Source organism: Labrys sp. ALF-8 (genome assembly GCF_059699065.1).
Window position 1 is genome coordinate 45,768 of record NZ_AP048541.1, and the last position, 19,660, is coordinate 65,427.

Below are 19,660 nucleotides of genomic sequence, written 5' to 3' on the forward strand. Positions count from 1 at the left end.
GTCATCGTGAGTATGCAAGCCGATACCTTCACCATTCTCGACGGCGGCATGGGCCGCCTGCTGGAGCGCCTCGGCGCGCCCTTCCGCCTGCCCGAATGGTCGGCCTTGCCCCTGATCGAGGCGCCCGACTTCGTGGAAAAGGCCCACCGGCTTTATGTCGAGAGCGGCGCGGAAATCATCACCACCAATTCCTACGGGATCGTGCCGCACATGATCGGCGAGGAGCGCTTCGCGAGCGAGGGCATCGCCTTGGCGGCGCGCGCCGGCAGCCTCGCCCGCGCCGTCGCCGATGCGGCCGGAAGCCGGGTTCGGGTCGCCGGGTCGCTGCCGCCGCTGTTCGAAAGTTATCGTCCCTCCCGCTTCCAGCCGAGCCGCGCGCCCGCCATCCTCCAGGTGTTGGTCGAAGGCCTTGCGGCTCATGTCGATTTCTGGCTGATCGAGACGCAGAGCTCGACGGCGGAGGCCTTCGCCGCGATCGAGGCCGTTCGTTCGACGGGCCTGCCCGTCTGGGTGTCCTACACGCTGCGGGACGAGGATGGGCGGGAGGGCCCGCCGGAACTGCGTTCGGGTCAACCCGTCGGCGAGGCCGTGGCGCAGACGCTGGACAGGGGCGCGCGGAGCATCCTCTTCAACTGCAGTCAGCCTGAGGCCATGAGCCAGGCCGTCAGCGCGGCGCATGCAGCCATTCTCGCGTCGGGCAGGCAAGGCATCGGCCTCGGCGTCTATGCCAACGCCTTCCTGCCGGAGCCGCCTTCCGATACGCCCTATGCCGGCATCTCGGAAATCCGCGCCGATCTCGACCCGCAGAATTACCTCACATGGGTGCGTCATTGGGTCGGGCTGGGCGCGACCATCGTCGGCGGCTGCTGCGGCATCGGGCCCGAGCATATCGACGCCATTCGCCACTCCCGACAGAGCTGAAGCGGAATGTCGAGCCAAATTCAATGACCGCAATCCACGGAATGCCGCAAATGGTCACCAAAGCCGCCCTCGACCCCGTCGCCGTCCGGATTACCCATGTGAACAAGTGGTACGGTGAGTTTCATGTTCTGAAGGACATCGACCTGGAGGTTCGTCGCGGGGAGCGGATCGTGATCTGCGGTCCGTCTGGTTCGGGCAAGTCGACGATGATCCGCTGCATCAACCGGCTTGAGGAGTTCCAGAAGGGTTCGATCACGGTGGACGGTATTCCGCTGACGAACGACCTCAAGCGCATCGACGAGGTTCGGCGGGAAGTCGGGATGGTGTTCCAGCACTTCAATCTCTTCCCGCATCTGACGGTTCTGGAGAACTGCACGCTGGCGCCGATCTGGGTGCGCAAGATGCCGAAGAAGGAGGCGGAGGACCGTGCGATGGCCTTTCTGGAACGGGTGAAGATCCCGCACCAGGCCAGGAAATATCCCGGGCAGCTGTCGGGCGGCCAGCAGCAGCGCGTGGCGATCGCGCGGGCGTTGTGCATGAACCCCAAGATCATGCTGTTCGACGAGCCGACCTCGGCGCTCGACCCGGAGATGGTCAAGGAGGTGCTCGACACCATGGTCTCGCTGGCCAATGACGGCATGACCATGCTGTGCGTCACCCACGAGATGGGTTTTGCCCGCCAGGTTGCGGACCGCGTGATCTTCATGGATGCTGGGCAGATCGTGGAGATGAACGAGCCCAATGCCTTCTTCTCCAACCCCCAGCACGAACGAACCCGGCAGTTCCTCAGCCAGATCTTGCACTGAAATGTAAGTTTATTGAGCATATTACGACTTTTTCTTTGCATATAAGATTAAGCATGCCGGCCTTGGGATCCGGGTTCGGCAGATCCACTTCTCAGGCATGACGCGCTGAAATTGCTGGCGCACCGGCGAAGCTGGAGATCAGACTATCAATACATAAAATCTATAAAGTTTATTGATTTATAGATTGCGCCGTGATCTTCTCGTGAGGCCGCGGCAAGAACGCTGCTGATGATTCAGGTTTCAAAGTGGAATTCGTAGATGTCGGTTGAATTTAAAGTATCCAGGCGCCAGGTCCTCTGGAGTGGGGCGGCTCTTGGCGGAAGCGCGTTCTTGGGACTGCAATCGCCGGCGCAGGCTGCGGCAGCCAAGACCATCCGTATTGCCACGGGCGAAGCCGACGGCGTGAAGGGTACCTTGGACCCCGCCTTCTCCAACACCGACAACGATGCCGCCCGGATCAGCCTGGTCTACGAGAGGTTGGTCGTCCCCAACGAGCGTTTCGCACCCCAAGGACAGCTTGCCCTGAACTGGACACCCGATGCGACCGGACAGGCGTGGACCTTCGCGCTGCGCAAGGACGTGAAGTTCCAGGACGGCACGCCCTTCACGGCGAAAGACGTGGTCTACAGCTTCGGCCGCCTGATCGACCCGAAAACCGAATCGGCGGCCGCGGCCGTGCTCGGTCAACTCAGTGCAGACGGCGTCGTCGCCCTCGATGACCACACGGTGCAATTTCGCCTCAAGGCCCCGGTCGTCGAATTCCCGCTTCTGATTGCAAATCGCTTCACCTACATCGTGCGCGCAGGCCAGACCTCCGAGCAGCTGCGAACGGCGGGCATTGGGACCGGGCCTTTCAAGGTCGAGAGATTCGTTCCAGGCGAAGAGCCTGCGATCTTTGTGCGCAACGGTCACTATTGGCAGGCTGGCAAGCCACATGTCGACCGGATCGAACTGCGGGCGATTGCCGAGCCGGCATCCCGCAAAGCGGCCCTCCTCGCCAACCAGGTCGATATTGTCACAAATCTTCCCGCGCTGGGGCTGCAGCAGTTGGAGGGAAATGCCGATATCCGGATCCACTCCGTTCGCACTTCCTATTGGACGGGCCTTGCCGCCTTCACCGATGTTGCGCCTTTTAACGACGTCCGCGTCAGAAAGGCGCTCAAGCTCGTTGTCAATCGCGAGCAATTTCGTCGGGCCCTGGTCGGCGATCACGGCAGCGTCGCCTATGACACCCCTATTCCGCCCTGGCAGACCTATGGTTTGCCGGAGACGCCTTACAAGCCCGATATCGCGGCAGCCCGCAAGCTGCTGGCCGAGGCGGGGCACCCTGACGGCATCGACCTCGACCTCTATACCTCCGCCGTCAACAACGATCTCATTCAAACGGCGACGCTGTTCAAGGCGCAGGCCGAACCAGCCGGCATTCGCGTCAACATCATCGTGGCGCCCGCCTCCGACTACTGGTCGAATATCTGGTTGAAGAAGCCCTTTGTCGTAACGAGCTGGGACGGGCGCTCGGCGGACGAGGCATTGTCGCTGGAGTTCCTGTCCACCGCAGCCTGGAATGAGACGCATTGGCGAAACAAGGATTTCGACGATCTCGTCTTCGAAGCACGCAAGACTCTCGACGAAGGCAGACGCACCGACCTCTATCGGAAGGCGCAGCGCCTCATTCAAGAAGAGGGCGGCGCAACCATCCTGTTCTATTCGGATACCATCGCGGCAACCAGGGCCAATGTCCGAGGCTACCAGCCGACGCCGCAGAAAATTCCATACGACTTTTCGGAGATCGATATCGCCACCTGAACTGTCGCTCTTTCGCGCATGAAGGGGCGCCGTGCGATCAACCACGGCGTCCTGTTCGTGCATTCCGGCTCGACTTTCGGAAGAACTCCAATGCCGATCTCGCTCTCCCGCCCGCGTGCAGCTGCAAGACCGGCCTCACCACGCCTTGCCGCTGGTTTGGGCATCCGGCCTTCCGACCTGCAATGGAAATCCGGAACATGACTATTCATATCGAGCTTACAGGCGAGCAGCTCAAGCTGTTGAGGGACTTGGTCTCGGATGCGATCGAAGATGCCGAAATAGACGTTCAGCTGTTTGGACAAGCAGTCGATAGCAAGCTTATCGAAGACTTCTCCAATTTTCATCTCGATGAGTTGATAAATATCCGAAACAGGCTTTCGGCCCTATCGAGGGCATTGTCATTGGCGGAGTAGAAACCCGCGACGGTTCATAGGCCTTGCTTGGCGATCCCATTTCTTCTCGCAGGAGTAATTTCATTCTAACTGCGCTGGTCCAAGGTGAGCCGAACTGACGCGTCGGACTCCCGGACATGAAGCGTGCGGCCTCGATCACGACCTACACCATACTGGCGCTGTGGTCGTTGGTATGTCTGTTTCCGCTCTACTGGGTGGCCGTCACCTCGTTCAAGGGCGCGCGCGAGATAATCGCTGGCCCTGTTTATATGCCGTTCGTCGACTACGCTCCAAATCTGGACGCGTGGAACTACATTCTCGCCGATTCAAGCGACAATCCATTACTCCGATACCTGAATTCGGTCATTGTCGGGTCCATCTCGACGGTTTTGACCGTGATACTTGGTGGCCTGGCAGTTTATGGCTGCACGCGATTTCGCCACAGGATCGGATCGATCAGCGTGGCACTGCTGCTCCTGGCGGCAACCTTCGCCATTGCCGCCTATTGCGTGCCGGCTGCGGGAGAACGCTGGCTTGCGATCGCGATTGCAGGGTCGCTGATCGTCCTATTTGCCAGGCATCCAGGCAGGGGACCGTCCTTCGACGGGTCGGCGATCCTGTTGGGCGCTCTTGCCACGCGAATTCTGCCGCCCATCGTCATTGTCTTGCCCGTCTACCTCATGGCTCAGCAGGTGGGGGCATTGGATACACGCCTCGCGCTGATCGTCGCCTACACCGCGTCGAATCTGCCTGTCGCCATCTGGCTCCTGCGCCCTGTTCTCCGCGATGGAGCCAGTGACCAGGAGGAGGCGGCGCAACTCGACGGAGCTTCCCACTTCAAGATCTTCTTTTCCATCGTGGTGCCGATGGCCGCGACCGGCATCGTCGCGGCGGGCTTCCTCATCTTTCTGCTTTGCTGGAACGAGTACCTTCTCTCCGTCTATCTGGCGGGCAACCAGGCCATGACGATGCCACCCTTCCTCGCAGCGCAGATGAGCGTGCGTGAGCAACAGGCCGGATCGGACGCCGAGGAATGGGCGCATCTTTGTGCCGCTATCCTGCTCATGGCCGCGCCGGTCATGGCCCTTGCGGGTCTCGCGCAGCGGGTTCTTGCGCGTATCACTTTGTGGAGCCGTTGAACCAGGCCTCTTATCGGCGAGAATGCGGAGGCGGTTGCAGCGGGCATGACGAATTTCGGCCGCCGCAGTCTCCCCGAATAACGCCGTGGCGCCTGCCAGCCCACGAGAACGGCATCCTCCAGGGAATCTTCTCAGCTGTGGCCGCATTATCGAGACAGTGGCAGGGGGCCTCCGCCCATAAACTTGCCTGGCTCCATCCCTCTTACGCCGGGCTTTTATGAGAGCGATCATGGATATGGACGAGACCTATCCCGTGCATACTCTCCGCTCAAAGCTGGAAGCTGCACGACTTTCCGTAATCGAAGAACTCGCAGCGTCGAGCGACCCGCCCGCATTCGAGGCGATGCACAGACTCGCCGTCGTCCAGTCGGCGTTGAGCGCAGTGAACGACGAAATTGCGCTGCATCGAGTGCATGTCGGCGGCGGCAGCGAGCAGGCTCTGCGGTAGATCGTCGGGACCTGATTTTGCATCTGATTGGTTGCGACCAGAATCATATGTTGAGCGGCACGAGCCGCTCTCCACTTCCTATGGTATTTCTAATGCTCCGGCCTTGCTAAGAGTCTGTCCGGAAACTCGGGGATGAACGGTCCCTGGCTCGCCGTCCGGCCACGCGGCGCAAGCTCGATGCGCGGAGCCGCCGCGAGAAGCTGCCGGGTGAAGCTATGCTGGGGATGCTGGAAGACCTGTTCGACCGGCCCGCGTTCCACCACCTTGCCATGCCGCATCACGAGCACAGCGTCGCTCATGTGCCGGATCACGCCGAGATCGTGGGAGATGAAAAGGTAGGAAACATCCAGTTCCGCCTGCAGGTCCGTCAGCAGATCGAGGATCTGCGCCTGCACGGAGACGTCGAGGGCGGATACCGGCTCGTCGCAGACGATGACCTTGGGCCTGGAAGCGATGGCACGGGCGATGGCCACACGCTGGCGCTGTCCCCCCGAGAGTTGCAAAGGCCACCGCCTGGCATAGTCCGGCGTCAGCCTGACCTTCCCAAGCAGGTCATCAATCCGTTCGCGATGCTCGGCTCTCGCCACGCCGCCGGCATCGAGCGCATCGCCAAGGATCTGCCCGACGCTCCAGCGCGGGTCGAAGGAACTCAGTGGGTCCTGGTAGATAATGGCAAACTCCGGCCGCCGCGGCCGCCGCTGACGCTCGGAAACCCTGCCGCCGGCGCTCACCCAGGGCGCGCCGTCGAAAGTCACCGTGCCCGTATTCGGCTCGACCAGACCAAGCGCCAGCCGAGCCGCCGTCGTCTTTCCGGATCCGGATTCTCCGATGATCCCCAGCGTCTGGCCGGATTCGAGCCTGAAGCTCACAGCATCCACCACAGGCCGTTGCCGGTGATCCGGGCCGGTATAAATCTTGGACAAATCGCTGGCCTCCAGCACCGTGCGGGGCAGGCGCGCGAGCCTCGTGACCGTTTGCCGGTGATCCTCCTGCGACAGATGGCTGCCACGCCGACGTCTGCCGGGGACGGCTTCAAGAAGAGACTTGGTATAGGGATGCCGGGGGCGAGCGAGCACGTCCTCGGTCGCTCCCTGCTCGACCACCTCGCCATGGCGCAGTACCAGGACTTCATCGGCAAGCCGCGCCACCACCGCGAGGTCGTGGCTGATGATCAGGAGGCCGCTGCCCCTCTGCTTGATCACGGCAAGCAGGTCAAGGATCTGTGCCTGTACGGTGGTATCGAGGGCCGTGGTCGGCTCGTCGGCAATCACGATGGCGGGATCGAGGGCCAGTGCCGTCGCGATGAGGGCGCGCTGGCGAAGGCCTCCGGACAATTCGCCCGATCGCTGGCGCGCTCGCAAAGCCGCTTCGGGAACGCCGACGAGATCGAGCAGATCGAGCATTCGCCGCTGATTGCGGCTTCGATCGTTCGCACCGTGGGCGGAGAGCGCCTCGGTGATCTCCTGGCCGACGGTCCTCAAGGGATCGAGCGAGACGAGCGCATCCTGAAGAACGAAGCCGATATCCTTGCCCCGCAGGGAACGCCAGCCCGCCTGAGACAGGGACAGGAGGTTTCGATCCCCATATTCCAGTCGCCGCGCCCTGATCTGCGCCCCCGGCCCCGTCAGGCCAACGAGCGTGCGTGCGGTCACGCTTTTGCCCGAACCGGATTCGCCAACCAGGGCAACCACCCTGCCCGGCTCGACCGTAAAGGAGATATTGCGCACGACCTCGCGGCGCGCCGGCCCCTCTCCGAGCATGACCGAGAGATTCTCGACGACAAGATGCTGCTTGCCCATCATGTGCGTCCTTCCATTCGTCGTTGCAGATAGCGGCCCGTTATGGTGGTTGCCAGTGTGGTCAACACCACGGCGAGGCCGGGAAAGAAGGTCAGCCACCAGGCCTGCTGCACGAAATTTCGGCCCATCGAGAGCATCGTGCCCCATTCGGCCGCCGGAGGGCGGGCGCCGAGCCCCAGGAAGGACAGGGCCGACGCCCAGACGATGGCCTGGCCTACGCCCATGGTGATCGTCACGATGAGGGGACGCATCGCATTGGGCAGGACTTGCCGAAAGGTAGTGCGCAACGGTGCGTGTCCCAGGGCGCGGGCCGCCTCGATATAGCCCGCGTGCCTTACCGTGAGCACTTGCCCGAAGACCATGCGGGCATAGCCGGGCGCATTGCCAATTCCCGTGGCGATCACCAGGGGCACCAGCCCATTGCCGAGATGGGCGCCGAACAGCAGCGCCAGGATCATGGTGGGAAAGGAAAACAGCACGTCCAGAACCCAGCCGACGACACGCTCCGCAAGCCGGCCGGCGAGCCCACCTGTGAGGCCAAGCACAATGGCGATGGCCATCGAGAGGGCGACTGCGCCGATACCGAGCAGGAGCGATTGGCGTGCGCCATAGATGACCCGGCTGTAGATGTCCCGGCCCGACTGGTCCGTGCCGAAAGGATGTCCCCAGTTGGGCGGCTGGAAGGCCTCCCGGGGGGCGATCGCCAGCGGATTGGCGTGCGAAAATACTTGCGGCGCGACAGCGGCAACGGTGATCGCTGCCAGGAAGAGAACGGCGCAGGTGATACCGGGCTCGGGAAGTCGCCTGGAGCGCAAGCCGCCCTCGCGTGGCATTGGCAGGCCCGTATCGGAGGTGCTCATCGGCCGTCCGCCTCGAGGCGAGGATCCACGATGACATAGAGGACGTCCACCAGGATGCTGGTGACGATGTAGACGAGGGTGACGAAGAGGGTGATGCCGATGGTCAGCGGCATGTCCTGCAACGAGACCGCCTGATAGAGCTGGCGGCCAAGGCCCTGGCGCGAGAAGATCAGTTCCACCAGCACGGAATTGCCAATGAGGGAGCCGACGGCCCAGGCCGATAGGCTGATGGCCGGCAGCACGGCATGTCTCAGCGCATGACGCCAGCGGACGCTCCAGTCACCGAGGCCGCGCGTGCGTGCGGAGAGGATGAACGGCTGGTCCAGCGCGAGCTCGAGCGACTCACGCATCACCTGCGCCAGGAAGCCGGCAAGAGGAAGGCCCAGCGCGAGGGTCGGCAGGATGAGGCTGGCAAGGCCGTCATTGCCCTCGGGCGGCACGAGGCGCAGGCCGAAGGAAAATATAGCCAGCAACACGATGCCGAGCCAGAATTGCGGCAGAGAGGCGCTGACGGTTTCGATCGCCGATCCCAATCCGCTGAGCCAGGCTGCTCGACGTGTCGTGCCAAGGACGGATATCAACGCCAGCACCCAGGCCGCCAGCAGCGAGGCCGTGGTCAATTGCACAGTCGATCCGACCTGCTCAAGGATCACGTCGGCGACAGGCATATGTTGGGAGAAGGACATGCCGAAGTCGCCGCGCAGCAGCCGGCCGAGATAGAGCCCATATTGCGTGAGCAGGGGCTTATCCAGGCCGAACTCCTTGATCGCCGCGGCGATGGTCTCGGGCGTGGGGTTGGATGTCGGCCCGCCGAGAAGCGCCCGCACCGGATCGCCCGGCGTCAGGTGCAGGGCGAAGAAGGTAACGGTCGCCGAGGCGAGCAACACGAGCAGCCCCCCTCCAGCGCGCAGTGCCGTCCGCTGAAGGAGACGCCGGAGCCTGCCGCTCGTCGGCGCCTGCCATCCGGCATGCTCGGCAACGCTCATTTCGAGACCCAGGCGTCATAGAGCGTCGTGACCGTCAGCGAAGGTTCCAGCGCCACGCCGTGCGCGCTCTTGTAGACGCCGAGGCGCGTGCTTTGGGGATAGGTTCGCAGCTGCAGATACTGGGAGGAGATGAGCTTCTGCGCCTGATAATAGAGGGCACGGCGCTTGTCCGGATCCTGCGTCTCCAGCGCTTTCTCCACGATGTCGTCAAAGGTCGCGTTCTGGAAGCCCGAACCGTTCTGGTGATAGCCGCCCGAGCCGGCGGCGCCGAGGAACTCGGAACCGAAGACGATCCGCAGCACGTCGGCTGTGTTGGTGTTCCAATAGTCCAGGGTGACGTCGTAGTCCCACTTGCCCTGGCGCTCGCTCGACTCGGTGTCACCGACCGGTTCGAGGCGAACGTCGAAGCCCACCTGGCCGGCCGTTGCCTGTACCTGCTCCCAAAGCGAGCGTTCCGCCGGGCTGATCGACGCACCGAGCGGGATGTGGACCACGAGAGATTGCCCGTTCCTGGTACGGAAGCCGGATGAATCCCGCTCCGTCCAGCCAGCCTCGTCCAGCAGCTTGTTGGCCCGATCCGGATCATAGTCGTCGGCGCTCCGGAAATCGCCGGAATAGAACGGCGTTGCCGAGCTCAAGGGTCCGGAGGCGTGGTGGTAGCGGTTGAAATAGACGCTGGCCAGTGCACCGTCGATATCGGCGGAGCGCACGAAGGCCTCGCGAACTCGAATGTCGTCAAAAGGTGCGCGCTTGGTGTTCAGTTCGCCATTGGTTGGATTGCCGGGCCGGTCCTTGATGATCAGCGTAAGGTCGGGGTTCTTCTCCGCCTCCGCCTCGGATTCTGGCGGCAGGGCCTCGATCACGTCGACGCCGCCGCTCTGCAGCGCGGCGAAGCGGACGGCAGGCTCCGGAATGAATTTCCAGACGATCTTGTCGAGATAGGCCGACCCCTGATGCTGCGTCGTCGGCGGAGCCCATTTGTAGTCGGGATTGCGCTCCAGAATGACCTGGCTCTGGTGATCCCAGCGCGTGACCTTGAACGGTCCAGAGCCGACCGGACTCTGGCAATTCTCGTCCCGCGAACGCTTCAGGGCGGAGGGAGCCTCGATCCCCAGGAAGCCCTGCGCCAGGACCTCGAGAAACGCCGCATAGGGCTTGGAAAGATGGACGACCGCCGTAAAGTCGTCTGGCGTGTCCGTGCCGACATATTGCTGGACATAGCCCCCTGCCGTCGACGACTGGGTCGCCGGGTTGATCATGTGATCCAGGTTGGCCTTGACGGCTGCCGACGTGAATTTCTCGCCGTTGGTGAAGGTCACGTCGTCACGAAGACTGAAGGTGTAGGTCTTGCCGTCTGGAGAAACAGTCCAACTCTTGGCAAGCCAGGGACCGATATGACCGTTCTTGTCCATCGATACCAGCGAATCGAGATATTGCTGGGCCACGAATACCTGGGGCATGTCGCCGTCGACATGCGGATCGAGGCAGGTCGGCTCACGATCCGTGGCATAGATCAGGGTGCCGCCGGAAACGGGTGTTGCTCCATCCGCCGCAAGGCCGGCCCTGGTACCGATGCCAAGGACAAGCAGAGCGCCAGCGAGTGTTGCGAGCGCGACGCCGGACTGCAGGCGTCGCCGTCCCGGGCCACGCGATCGCGGGGTCGCACTCGCAGAGCGCATGGCCGCGCGATCACCATCCAAATGGTTGAAATCGTTATATAAAAGCATGGGAACCCCATAAGGGCGCTACCGCGATGGCTCGCCGGCGAAGCGCGTCGACAAATTGCAACGCGTCATCGTAGCGGCTTCCAGTAATATGTCTATAAATTTTATAGATTTTATATTCTTTTATATTTTACGCTCACGGGCAGGCGCTATCCCGCCCTTCCTCAAGCAAGCGCCCCGGCAATACGGTAGCGCGCGGCCGGATGAGCCGGTGCAAGCCTTGCCTCGCCTCCGAATTTTTCCCGCAGCGTTCCCTTCGCGTAATCCTGCTTGTAGGCCCCGCGCCGTTGCAGTTCCGGCACCACGATGTCCACGAAATCGACATAGCTCTCAGGCGCGACGACGCTGGTCAGGTTGAAGCCGTTGATATCCGCCTGTTCGACCCAGTCCTGCATCTCGTCGGCGACTTCGGCGGCCGAGCCGAGGAACAGCGGTGCACCACCTCCGAGCGTGGTCGCCCGTCCCAGTTCCTCGATCGTACGGCGGTCCGGCGCCCGGTCGCTGCGGTCATGAGCCTCCACCCCTTTGCCACGGACCTCGCTGACCGCGGCATCCAGTGGCGCGCCCGCGAAATCGAGCCCCTGCCAGCCCGACTGCAGGACGAGCCCGCCTTCGACGCTGGCATAGCGCCTGTAGTCGTCGAGCTTGTCCTCGGCTTCGCTCCGGGTCCGGCCGGGCACGCTCACCGCGCTCAGGAAGACCGTAATGGCTTCGGGTGAGCGGCCTGCGGCTTCGGCGAGACTACGAATCTCGCGCACGAGTTCGCGGATCTCGGCCTTCGAGTTGCCAGCTATGAATACACATTCGGCATGACGAGCAGCGAAGGCCCGCCCGCGCGGTGAAGACCCCGCCTGGAACAGCACCGGCGTACGCTGCGGGGAAGGCTCGCTGAGATGATAGCCGTCCAGCCTGAAATGCTCGCCCTCGTGGCGGATGCGATGCACGCGTCCCGGATCCGTGAAAAGACCCGCCTCGCGATCGCGCAGGACGGCCCCGTCCTCCCAGCTCCCTTCCCACAGCTTGTAGACCACCTCCATATATTCGTCGGCAATCTCGTAGCGCAGGTCATGACGGTTCTGGCGCGTCCGCCCCGCCGCGCGGGCCGCGCTGTCGAGGTAGCCCGTGACGACATTCCAGCCGACCCGTCCCTTGGTGAGATGGTCGAGCGTCGACATGCGCCGGGCGAAGGCATAGGGCGGATCGTAGGAGAGGATGCTGGTAACGCCGAAGCCGATGTGATCGGTGGCATAGGACAGAGCCGGAACGAGCAGCACCGGATCATTGGCGGGAACCTGCACGGCGCCCTTCAGGGCTGTATCCGCGCTGCCGCCATAGACATCATAGACGCCGAGCACATCGGCAAGGAACAGGGCATCGAATTTGCCTCGCTCCAGTGTTCTTGCAAGATTCACCCAGTATTCGATATTGGTATAATCTTGCGTCCTATCTCTGGGGTGACGCCAAAGACCTGGAGACTGGTGCACTACGCAATTCATGAAGAATGCATTCAGACGAATTTCACGCGTCATAACTATTCTCTTTGAGGACAGGAACTAATTTCGCAACGAACAGCTGCTGGCCTATTCCACGAAGACGGAGGGCGATGCGATGTCCCCGCGCCAGGTGAACAGGGCCAAGAGCGGCTCATCGTGGGTTCTCATGGCGTGCGGCACCTGTGTCGGGTGCAGAATGAGGGAGCCCGGCGGTCGCACAGCCGTGATCGGACCGGCCGTCCATTCGGCGTCGCCCGACAGCACCAGATAGAGTTCCACGGCGGGATGTGCGTGCAGCGGATAGTAGGTGCCGGGGGCGAGAAGCGTCAGCCCGACCACGACGTCGGCCGGCAGCAGGCCCGCCTTCCCGATGATGTCCGCAAAGCCAGCGGAAGAGCCGAGAGTGGGCCAGCGTGGATCGGGCGGGTAGCCGAAGGTCCAGGTTAGATCGGCGGCAAGGGGCGAGATCGCCGAGGCAATCGTTGCCTCCGGACCAGCCTGGGCACCGGAGAGGGCTGCCTCGAACCAGGCCACCACCGGCAAGGTTTGCCCGCCCGCCTTTTTCGATTGCCGGACACCCGTCTGCTCGGGCAGCGAGGCGAGGACGGCGTTCGCCTCCTGCCGGACCTCGGGCGCGGATGCCGGCACCCTGTTGAGCCGTTCCTGAAGCACGGCATGGAAATGCGACACGATCTCGGCAGAGGAAGCCATGTTCAGCTCGCAAGGGCGTCAAGCGGACGATAGCGGCCGGATGGTCGGGACAGGCCGAGATTTTCGCGCAACGTCGTGCCCTCGTAGGATCGTTGCACCAGGCCGCGCCGTTGCAATTCCGGCACGACGAGAGAGGCGAAGGCCTCGAACCCGCCTGGCAGATGAGCCGGGGCGATATTGTAGCCGTCGCAGGCGCCGGCCGCGTACCATTCCTCGAGCTGGTCCGCGACCTCGAGGGGCCCGCCATAGACCAGCCGGTGACCACTGGTCAGCGCGATGGAGCGGTAGAGCTGGCGCAAGGTCAACCCGTTGCGCCGCGCCGCCTCCAGGACGAATTTCTGACGCCCCTTCGGGCCCTCGGTGGCCGGCAGTGCCGGCACCTGTTCGTCGAGAGGAAAACCCGAGAGATCCGTGTCGCCGATAAGCCCGGATAGGAAAGCCAGCCCCGCAGCGGGCGGCAGCAGACGATTGAGCGTATCGATCTGGTCTTCGGCCTCCGACCGGGAGCCCGCGACGACGGTCACGGCGCCGGGCATGATGTTCAGCGTGTCCGGGGTGCGGCCATATCGCACGAGCCTGGCCTTCACGTCGTCGTAGAAGGCCTTGGCGACGGGAAGCTCCGACTGCGCCGTGAACAGGATCTCGCCGGTTTCGGCCGCCAGTTCGCGCCCCGCTTCCGAGAGCCCCGCCTGCACCATCACCGGATGGCCCTGCACCGGCCGAGGCAGGCTGAGCGGGCCGCGAACCTGGAAGTCCCGCCCCTTGTGATTCAGCCGCCGCGCCTTGCGCGCGTCGAAGCAAACCCCGCTGTCCTTGTCGAAACGATAGGCATCGTCGTCGAAGCCATCCCAGAGCCCGGTCACCACTTCCACGAATTCCCGGGCCCGCGCATAGCGGTCGTCATGCTGGGGGTGCCGCTCCAGCGAGAAGTTTCCGGCCTCCGCTGCGGAAGCCGACGTCACCAGGTTCCACGCCGCCCTGCCGCCGCTGATGTGATCGAGCGAGGCGAAGCGCCGTGCCAGACTATAGGGATCGTTGTAGGTGGTGCTTGCCGTACCGACGAGCCCGATATGGCTCGTCACCATGGCCAGCGCCGAAAGAACGGTCAGCGGCTCGAATTTGGCGCTCCACGTCGTTTGCGAGACGGCTTCGATATTCTCGTCCCAGATCGCGTTGGTATCGGCGAGGAAGAAGAAATCGAAGCAGGCGGCCTCCGCTGCCCTTGCCATGTCTACGTGGTGGCCGAGATTGATGCCGCCATCGGGCACAGCGCCGGGGAAACGCCAACCGGCGACGTGATAGCCGGACGGATAGAAGGAAAGGCCAAGCTTGAGACGGCGTGCTCGTGTCATTGGGAACTCTGGGACAGGTCGGAAAGAACGCTTGAACCGGCGCTGACGGCTTCGATCAGGCTCGCGGTGTAGTCGTGCCGCGGCTGCTGGAAGATCTCGGGAATGGCGGTGTCCTCGCACAGGACACCGCGATAGAGCACGACCGCGCGATCGGCGAACCAGCGGACCACCGGCAGATCGTGCGTGATAAAGAGGATCGCGATGCCGGTGCGCTCCTGTACGTCCTTCAGGAGATCGAGCAGCGAGGCCTTGACCGAGACGTCGAGCGCCGAGGTGATTTCGTCGCAGACCAGCAGTTGGGGTTCCGCCGCGAGGGCGCGGGCCACCGCCACCCTCTGCCGCTCGCCGCCGCTGAGCTCGGCGGGATAGTGCCCGGCATAGTGCGCCGGCAGGCGAACGTCGGCCAAGAGCTGATGAACGCGCTCGTGCAACTGCCGACCCTTCAAGCCTAGGAAATGACGCAGGGGACGCGCCAGGATGGTGCCGACCCTGTGGCGCGGGTTCAGCGAGGCATCCGGATTTTGGAAGACGATCTGGATCTGCCGCAGGACGTCGCGCGGGCGCCCGTTCACGAGAGGAGCGATCTCCTCGCCCCGAAAGAGAATGCGGCCTTCGCCTGCGGGCAGCAGCCCGGAAACGATTCGCGCGAGCGTCGACTTGCCGCTGCCGCTTTCACCGATAAGGGCCAGGATCTCGCCCGGGCGGATGGCAAAGGAAACCGCCTGCAAGGCCTTGGGTGCGTCCTCGCGGCCGCGATAGCCGTAGGAGATATCGTGCAAGGCAAGAAGTGCCGGCGCCCTGGGGCCGGACGTCCGTTCGATGATCCTGGACATCAGACCACCTTCCGCAGCAGCGCTTCGCCGCCGTTCGGGTCGAGGGCGTGAAGGGGGCGGTCGAGACGCGGCAATGCATCGATGAGGGTCTTGGTATAGGCGTGGCGTGCTGCCGAGAAGATCGCCGCGGCGGACCCTGTTTCGACGATCTCGCCCGCATACATCACCGCCACGCGCGAGCAGAGTTCGGCCACCGTTTCCAGATCATGGGAAACGAAGAGCATGGCAACGCCGCGTTCGCGGCAGAGCGCCTTCAGCAGGCCGATGATCGAGCGGCGGATGATCGGATCCAGCCCCGTCGTCGGTTCATCGAGGATGAGGAGGTCGGGCTCGCAACTGAGGGCCAGAGCCAATGCGATGCGCTGCTGTTGGCCGCCGCTGAACTGGTGGGGGTAACGTTCCGTCGCCTGCCCGGGGTTGGCGAGCCCCACGTTCCCCAGCAAGGCGACGATGGTCTCGTGTCTCGCCGTGCGGCTCAGCTCCGGGCGGTGGCGCCGCAGCGTTTCCTCGAAAAGTCCTCCGATGCGCATGGTGGGCGTCAGCGAGGCACCGCTGTTCTGCGGCACGAAAGCCAGCCTTGCCCCGCGCATGCGCTGCAGGGCACCGCGATCGCCCTTGAACAGATCGGTGCCGTCGAACGCCACCTCGCCGGAGACGATGCGGCGGTCGCTTCGGCGCTCTCCCAAAGCAAGGGAGGCCAGGGTGGATTTGCCGCTGCCGGATTCGCCGACGAGTCCCACCGCCTCGCCCGCCCCTATGTCGAGGGAGACATTGCGCAGCACGCTTCGCCATCCCACAGGCAGGCGATAGTCGGCGCTGACGGCGTGCAGCCGCAGCAAAGGCCTGGACCGGTCCGTCATGCCCCGCCCCCTCCCCGCCCCGCGGGCGTGATGCTGCGCAGGAGGGCATCCGTTAGGAGGTTCACGCTCGTGACCAGCACGGCGATTCCGAGCGCTGGCGCCAGAACCGGCCAGATCGCGGAATCGAGCGAGGAACGCCCCTCATTGATCATGAGGCCCCAGTCAGGTGCCGGTGGCGCCGTGCCGAATCCCAGGAAGCCGAGGCCGCCAATGAACAGGACCGCGTAACCGGTGCGGATCGAGAACTCGACCAGGAGCGTGCCGGCGACATTGGGGAGCAGTTCGCGCAATGCTATCGACAAAAGGCTCTCGCCGCGGGCTTTGGCAGCCGCGATGAAATCCTCGGCGACGAATGCCAGCGTCGCAGCCCTGAGCACGCGGGCGACATTGGGTACCGTCAGAAGCCCCACTGTGAGGATGACGGTGAGATGGTCGGAGCCCGCCAGACCGATGACCAGCAGAGCGAAGATGATCGAGGGGATGCTCATGACGATTTCGAGCATCCGCATGCCGACCTCGTCGACCACGCCGCCGCGAAGCCCCAGCACCATTCCCAAAATGCCGCCGAGGATTGTCGCCAGCGCGGCAGCGCCGCAGGCCGTCGACAGTACGGTTCTGCCGCCATAGAGGAAGCGGCTGGCCACGTCGCGGCCAAGCCCATCCGTTCCCAGCCAGAGCGCACCGGAAGGCGGATCGAAGGGGCCGCCGACAAAGACATCCGTGGGCGAATTGGTGGCGATTGCGGGCGCGGCCACAGCCGCCACGGCATAGACGACAAGGATCGACAGGCCAACATAGCCCGTCCATGGCAGGGGCGCGAGGAAGATCCCGTGCGGGCGGCTGGCGGCCGCCTCCGCTGTTTCGGGAACCAGGCCTGTCGACAGGACGCTCATGCCAAGGCCGTCCGGAGCTTGGGAGTCAGGACGATCACAGTGATATCGGCGACGAGGTTGACGGCGACATAGGTCGCCGACAGCGCCATGGCCGCCCCCTGCACCAGCGGTACGTCATGGTTGCCGATGGCTTCCACCAACAGACGCCCGAGGCCCGGGTAGTTGAAGACGGCTTCGACGACAACGATGCCGCCGATGAGCCATCCTGCGTTCAGGGCAATGGCGTTGATGGCTGGGCCGATCGCGCTTGGCAGCGCATGCCGCAGGAGAATCCGGCTGCGCGGCAGGCCTCTCAAGGTGGCGGCACGGATGAAATCCGATTGGAGGATCTCGATCATCGACGAGCGGGTCTGCCGAACGACATAGGCCGTCATGACGAGGTTGAGGGTGATCACCGGCAGCGTAAGCAGGACGATCAGCTGCCACACGGATCGGGCCTGGTCTATCAGGGCCAGCGGCGGAAACAGGTTCCAGGCGGTGGCGAGCCAGGACACCAGCCAGATGCCGATGACGAATTCGGGCACGGACATGCCCAGCAGGACGATCACCGAAATGGACGTGTCCAGGGGGCCGTCGCGGCGGGAGCCCGCCGCCACCAGCCCGAGCCCGATGCTGAGGGGAATATGCACGGCCAGGGCCGCCGCGGCGAGAAGCAGCGTGTTGGCGAGCCGATCGACCACATAGGGTAGCACGGGTCGGCCCGCTGCCAGCGAGACGCCGAAGTCGCCGCGCACCAGTCCGCCCAGCCAGTGCAGGTAGCGCGTCAGGGCGGGATCGTTGAGGTGGAGCTTTTGCCGCAATGCCTCAAGCGCCTGTGGCGTCGCCTCCCGGCCGAGTATGCGCTGGGCAGCGTCGCCGGGCAGGAACTCGATGGCCCAGAAGACGATCGTCGCGACCACCAGCAAGGAGAGCACGGCAAAGGCCACCCTTCGGGCGATCAACCGGCCGACCGGTCCGGCAAGGGGCGTCAACAACGTCATCGCCGTCAGGTCGCGATCGACACGTCTGAGAAGTCGTGCGTAATCTTCTGGGGATGGACCTTGTAGCCTCGGATATTGGCGCGGGTGGCGCCGACCGTGTCGGCGTAAATCAGAATAAGGGCCCCACCATCCTCCTGAATCAGCTGCTGGGCCTTGTGATAGAGCTTCGTCCGGGCCTCCGCATCCAGAGTCTTTCGGGCTTCGAAGACCAGTTCGTCGAATTCCTTGTTGCGCCAATGGGTTTCGTTCCACTCGGCGGTCGACAGGAATTCCAGCGAGAGGGCCTCGTCTGCGGAGCGGGCATTCCATCCGGTTGCGACAAAAGGCTTCTTGAGCCAGATATTGCTCCAGTAGTCGGCGGCCGGTGCCTGAATGATGTTGACGCGGATGCCGGCGGGCGCGGCCTGGGCCTTGAAGAGGGTGGCGAGTTGGATCAGCCCGACATCGGCGGCCGAGGTATAGAGGTCGAGATCGATGCCGTCCGGGTGTCCTGCCTCGGCCAGGAGCTTCTTTGCGGCTTCGATATCGGGTTTGAAGGGCTGCTCCGGCAGGCCATAGGCCTGCCAGGGGGGTACCGGCGTATCGTAGGCGACGGTGCCGCGGCTGCCCACGATGGCCTTGAGGTATTGCTCGCGATTGACCACCAGCTTGAGCGCCTTGCGCACCCGCACGTCGTCGAAGGGCGGCACATCGGTGAACGCCGCGAGGCCATGCCAGAAGGAAGTGCGCACCGACTGGATCTTTACGTCCTCGCTCGCTTCCAGCCGCTGCAACCCCAACGCCGGCAATTCCGTGACGATGTCGACCTGATTGGCCAGCAGCGCGGCGATCCTGGAGGCCGGCTCGGCGATAGCGCGCAGTTCCACCCTGTCGACGTGGGGACGCCCTGGTTGCCAATAATATTCGTTCCTGAGGAAGATGGTCGGCTCCTCGCCAGGCACGAACTTGTCGACCTTGAAGGGGCCGGTGCCGATACCCGCGGTGCGCAACTCCTCCGAGGTTTGGCCGGCCCGGACGATGTAGGTGAAGCGATTGGCGATCTGGAGCGGAAATTCGACGACCGCAGCCCGCAAGCGGAATTCGACCGTGTGGTCATCAAGGGCGTGGATGCCGTCGGGATCGATCTGTCCCAGCAGGGCCGCGGCGGCGGAGGCCGTCTTCGGATCGACCAGCCGCCTGAAGGTGTAGATCACGTCCTTGGCCGTGAAAGGCGTGCCATCCTGGAACTTGACGTCCTTGCGCAGCGCGAAGGTCCACACCTGGCCGGTGGCATCAGGCTTCCAGCTCAGGGCCAGCTGGGGCTGCGGTGCGAAGGCTTCGTCCGGTACCACAAGACGCTCATAGACGAGGCTGGCCCGCGCGGCATCGTTGTCGTTGTTGCCATAGGCGGGATCGAGCGTGCCCTTGACGCCGTCGGTTTCGCCAGTGGCAACGCGCAAGGTCGTGAGACCCGCGGCGGCGCTCGGATCTGGCGATCCAAGGACCGCCATGCCACCCAGGCCAACCGCACCAAGAAGGACGTCACGCCTCGATGCGTGACCGTCGCGAATATCTGCCATCGCGGGATTTCCATTTCGACGGAAAAAAACTGACCGCCCCCTTCTGTCGGGAAGCGTCGACAAGCGCGACCATGGCACTCAATATCTACTAAATCAAT

Annotated in this window: 18 protein-coding genes; 6 read left to right on the forward strand and 12 right to left on the reverse strand. The window is 63.7% G+C overall.

Annotated elements, in window-relative coordinates; translation table 11 throughout:
- The first annotated feature begins 12 nt into the window (after nucleotides 1-12).
- The 6 genes from AC6H34_RS31170 to AC6H34_RS31195 all read left to right on the forward strand — a co-directional run bounded on the left by AC6H34_RS31170 (nucleotide 13) and on the right by AC6H34_RS31195 (nucleotide 5,512).
- A complete protein-coding gene (locus tag AC6H34_RS31170) occupies nucleotides 13-921 on the forward strand; it encodes a homocysteine S-methyltransferase family protein (protein WP_497541878.1) in 909 nt (302 codons plus the stop codon).
- A 50-nt stretch (nucleotides 922-971) separates the two neighbouring features.
- Nucleotides 972-1,727 (forward strand): amino acid ABC transporter ATP-binding protein, encoded by a 756-nt coding sequence (locus AC6H34_RS31175; RefSeq protein ID WP_497541548.1) that lies wholly within the window; start codon nucleotides 972-974, stop codon nucleotides 1,725-1,727.
- A 330-nt stretch (nucleotides 1,728-2,057) separates the two neighbouring features.
- Nucleotides 2,058-3,533, forward strand: a complete 1,476-nt coding sequence (locus AC6H34_RS31180; protein ID WP_497541549.1) for an ABC transporter substrate-binding protein — start codon at nucleotides 2,058-2,060, stop codon at nucleotides 3,531-3,533.
- Between the two features lie 197 nt (nucleotides 3,534-3,730).
- Nucleotides 3,731-3,946, forward strand: coding sequence for a hypothetical protein (locus AC6H34_RS31185; protein ID WP_497541550.1), 216 nt, complete (start codon nucleotides 3,731-3,733; stop codon nucleotides 3,944-3,946).
- 116 nt (nucleotides 3,947-4,062) lie between these two features.
- A complete protein-coding gene (locus tag AC6H34_RS31190; RefSeq protein ID WP_497541551.1) occupies nucleotides 4,063-5,064 on the forward strand; it encodes a carbohydrate ABC transporter permease in 1,002 nt (333 codons plus the stop codon).
- Between the two features lie 229 nt (nucleotides 5,065-5,293).
- The gene (locus AC6H34_RS31195; RefSeq protein WP_497541552.1) at nucleotides 5,294-5,512 is read left to right on the forward strand and encodes a hypothetical protein; all 219 of its coding nucleotides are present in this window, start codon (nucleotides 5,294-5,296) and stop codon (nucleotides 5,510-5,512) included.
- Between the two features lie 89 nt (nucleotides 5,513-5,601).
- Here the strand turns inward: AC6H34_RS31195 and AC6H34_RS31200 are convergent, their stop codons facing one another.
- The 12 genes from AC6H34_RS31200 to AC6H34_RS31255 all read right to left on the reverse strand — a co-directional run bounded on the left by AC6H34_RS31200 (nucleotide 5,602) and on the right by AC6H34_RS31255 (nucleotide 19,562).
- Nucleotides 5,602-7,311, reverse strand: coding sequence for a dipeptide ABC transporter ATP-binding protein (locus AC6H34_RS31200; protein WP_497541879.1), 1,710 nt, complete (start codon nucleotides 7,309-7,311; stop codon nucleotides 5,602-5,604).
- Nucleotides 7,311-8,171 carry an ABC transporter permease gene (locus AC6H34_RS31205; RefSeq protein ID WP_497541553.1) on the reverse strand — a complete coding sequence of 287 codons (861 nt, stop codon included), beginning with the start codon at nucleotides 8,169-8,171 and terminating at the stop codon, nucleotides 7,311-7,313. The genes AC6H34_RS31200 and AC6H34_RS31205 overlap by 1 nt, the downstream gene beginning before the upstream one ends.
- Nucleotides 8,168-9,157 carry an ABC transporter permease gene (locus tag AC6H34_RS31210; RefSeq protein ID WP_497541554.1) on the reverse strand — a complete coding sequence of 330 codons (990 nt, stop codon included), beginning with the start codon at nucleotides 9,155-9,157 and terminating at the stop codon, nucleotides 8,168-8,170. Before AC6H34_RS31210 ends, AC6H34_RS31205 begins: the two co-directional genes overlap by 4 nt.
- Nucleotides 9,154-10,836 (reverse strand): ABC transporter substrate-binding protein, encoded by a 1,683-nt coding sequence (locus AC6H34_RS31215; RefSeq protein WP_497541555.1) that lies wholly within the window; start codon nucleotides 10,834-10,836, stop codon nucleotides 9,154-9,156. The genes AC6H34_RS31210 and AC6H34_RS31215 overlap by 4 nt, the downstream gene beginning before the upstream one ends.
- Nucleotides 10,837-11,045: 209 nt before the next feature.
- Nucleotides 11,046-12,410 (reverse strand): LLM class flavin-dependent oxidoreductase, encoded by a 1,365-nt coding sequence (locus AC6H34_RS31220; protein ID WP_497541556.1) that lies wholly within the window; start codon nucleotides 12,408-12,410, stop codon nucleotides 11,046-11,048.
- A gap of 51 nt (nucleotides 12,411-12,461) precedes the next feature.
- On the reverse strand, nucleotides 12,462-13,085 hold the full coding sequence (locus AC6H34_RS31225; protein WP_497541557.1) for a dimethylsulfonioproprionate lyase family protein: 624 nt from the start codon (nucleotides 13,083-13,085) through the stop codon (nucleotides 12,462-12,464).
- Nucleotides 13,086-13,087: 2 nt separating this feature from the next.
- Nucleotides 13,088-14,437: an LLM class flavin-dependent oxidoreductase gene (locus AC6H34_RS31230; protein WP_497541558.1), complete on the reverse strand. Its 1,350-nt coding sequence runs from the start codon at nucleotides 14,435-14,437 to the stop codon at nucleotides 13,088-13,090.
- Nucleotides 14,434-15,270, reverse strand: coding sequence for an ABC transporter ATP-binding protein (locus AC6H34_RS31235; RefSeq protein WP_497541559.1), 837 nt, complete (start codon nucleotides 15,268-15,270; stop codon nucleotides 14,434-14,436). Before AC6H34_RS31235 ends, AC6H34_RS31230 begins: the two co-directional genes overlap by 4 nt.
- Nucleotides 15,270-16,130 carry an ABC transporter ATP-binding protein gene (locus AC6H34_RS31240; RefSeq protein WP_497541560.1) on the reverse strand — a complete coding sequence of 287 codons (861 nt, stop codon included), beginning with the start codon at nucleotides 16,128-16,130 and terminating at the stop codon, nucleotides 15,270-15,272. Before AC6H34_RS31240 ends, AC6H34_RS31235 begins: the two co-directional genes overlap by 1 nt.
- Entirely contained in the window at nucleotides 16,127-17,023 is an 897-nt protein-coding gene (locus AC6H34_RS31245) for an ABC transporter permease (protein ID WP_497541561.1), read from the reverse strand. The genes AC6H34_RS31240 and AC6H34_RS31245 overlap by 4 nt, the downstream gene beginning before the upstream one ends.
- Entirely contained in the window at nucleotides 17,020-17,997 is a 978-nt protein-coding gene (locus tag AC6H34_RS31250) for an ABC transporter permease (RefSeq protein WP_497541562.1), read from the reverse strand. Before AC6H34_RS31250 ends, AC6H34_RS31245 begins: the two co-directional genes overlap by 4 nt.
- Nucleotides 17,998-18,008: 11 nt before the next feature.
- Nucleotides 18,009-19,562, reverse strand: coding sequence for an ABC transporter substrate-binding protein (locus AC6H34_RS31255; RefSeq protein WP_497541563.1), 1,554 nt, complete (start codon nucleotides 19,560-19,562; stop codon nucleotides 18,009-18,011).
- Nucleotides 19,563-19,660 lie beyond the last annotated feature (98 nt).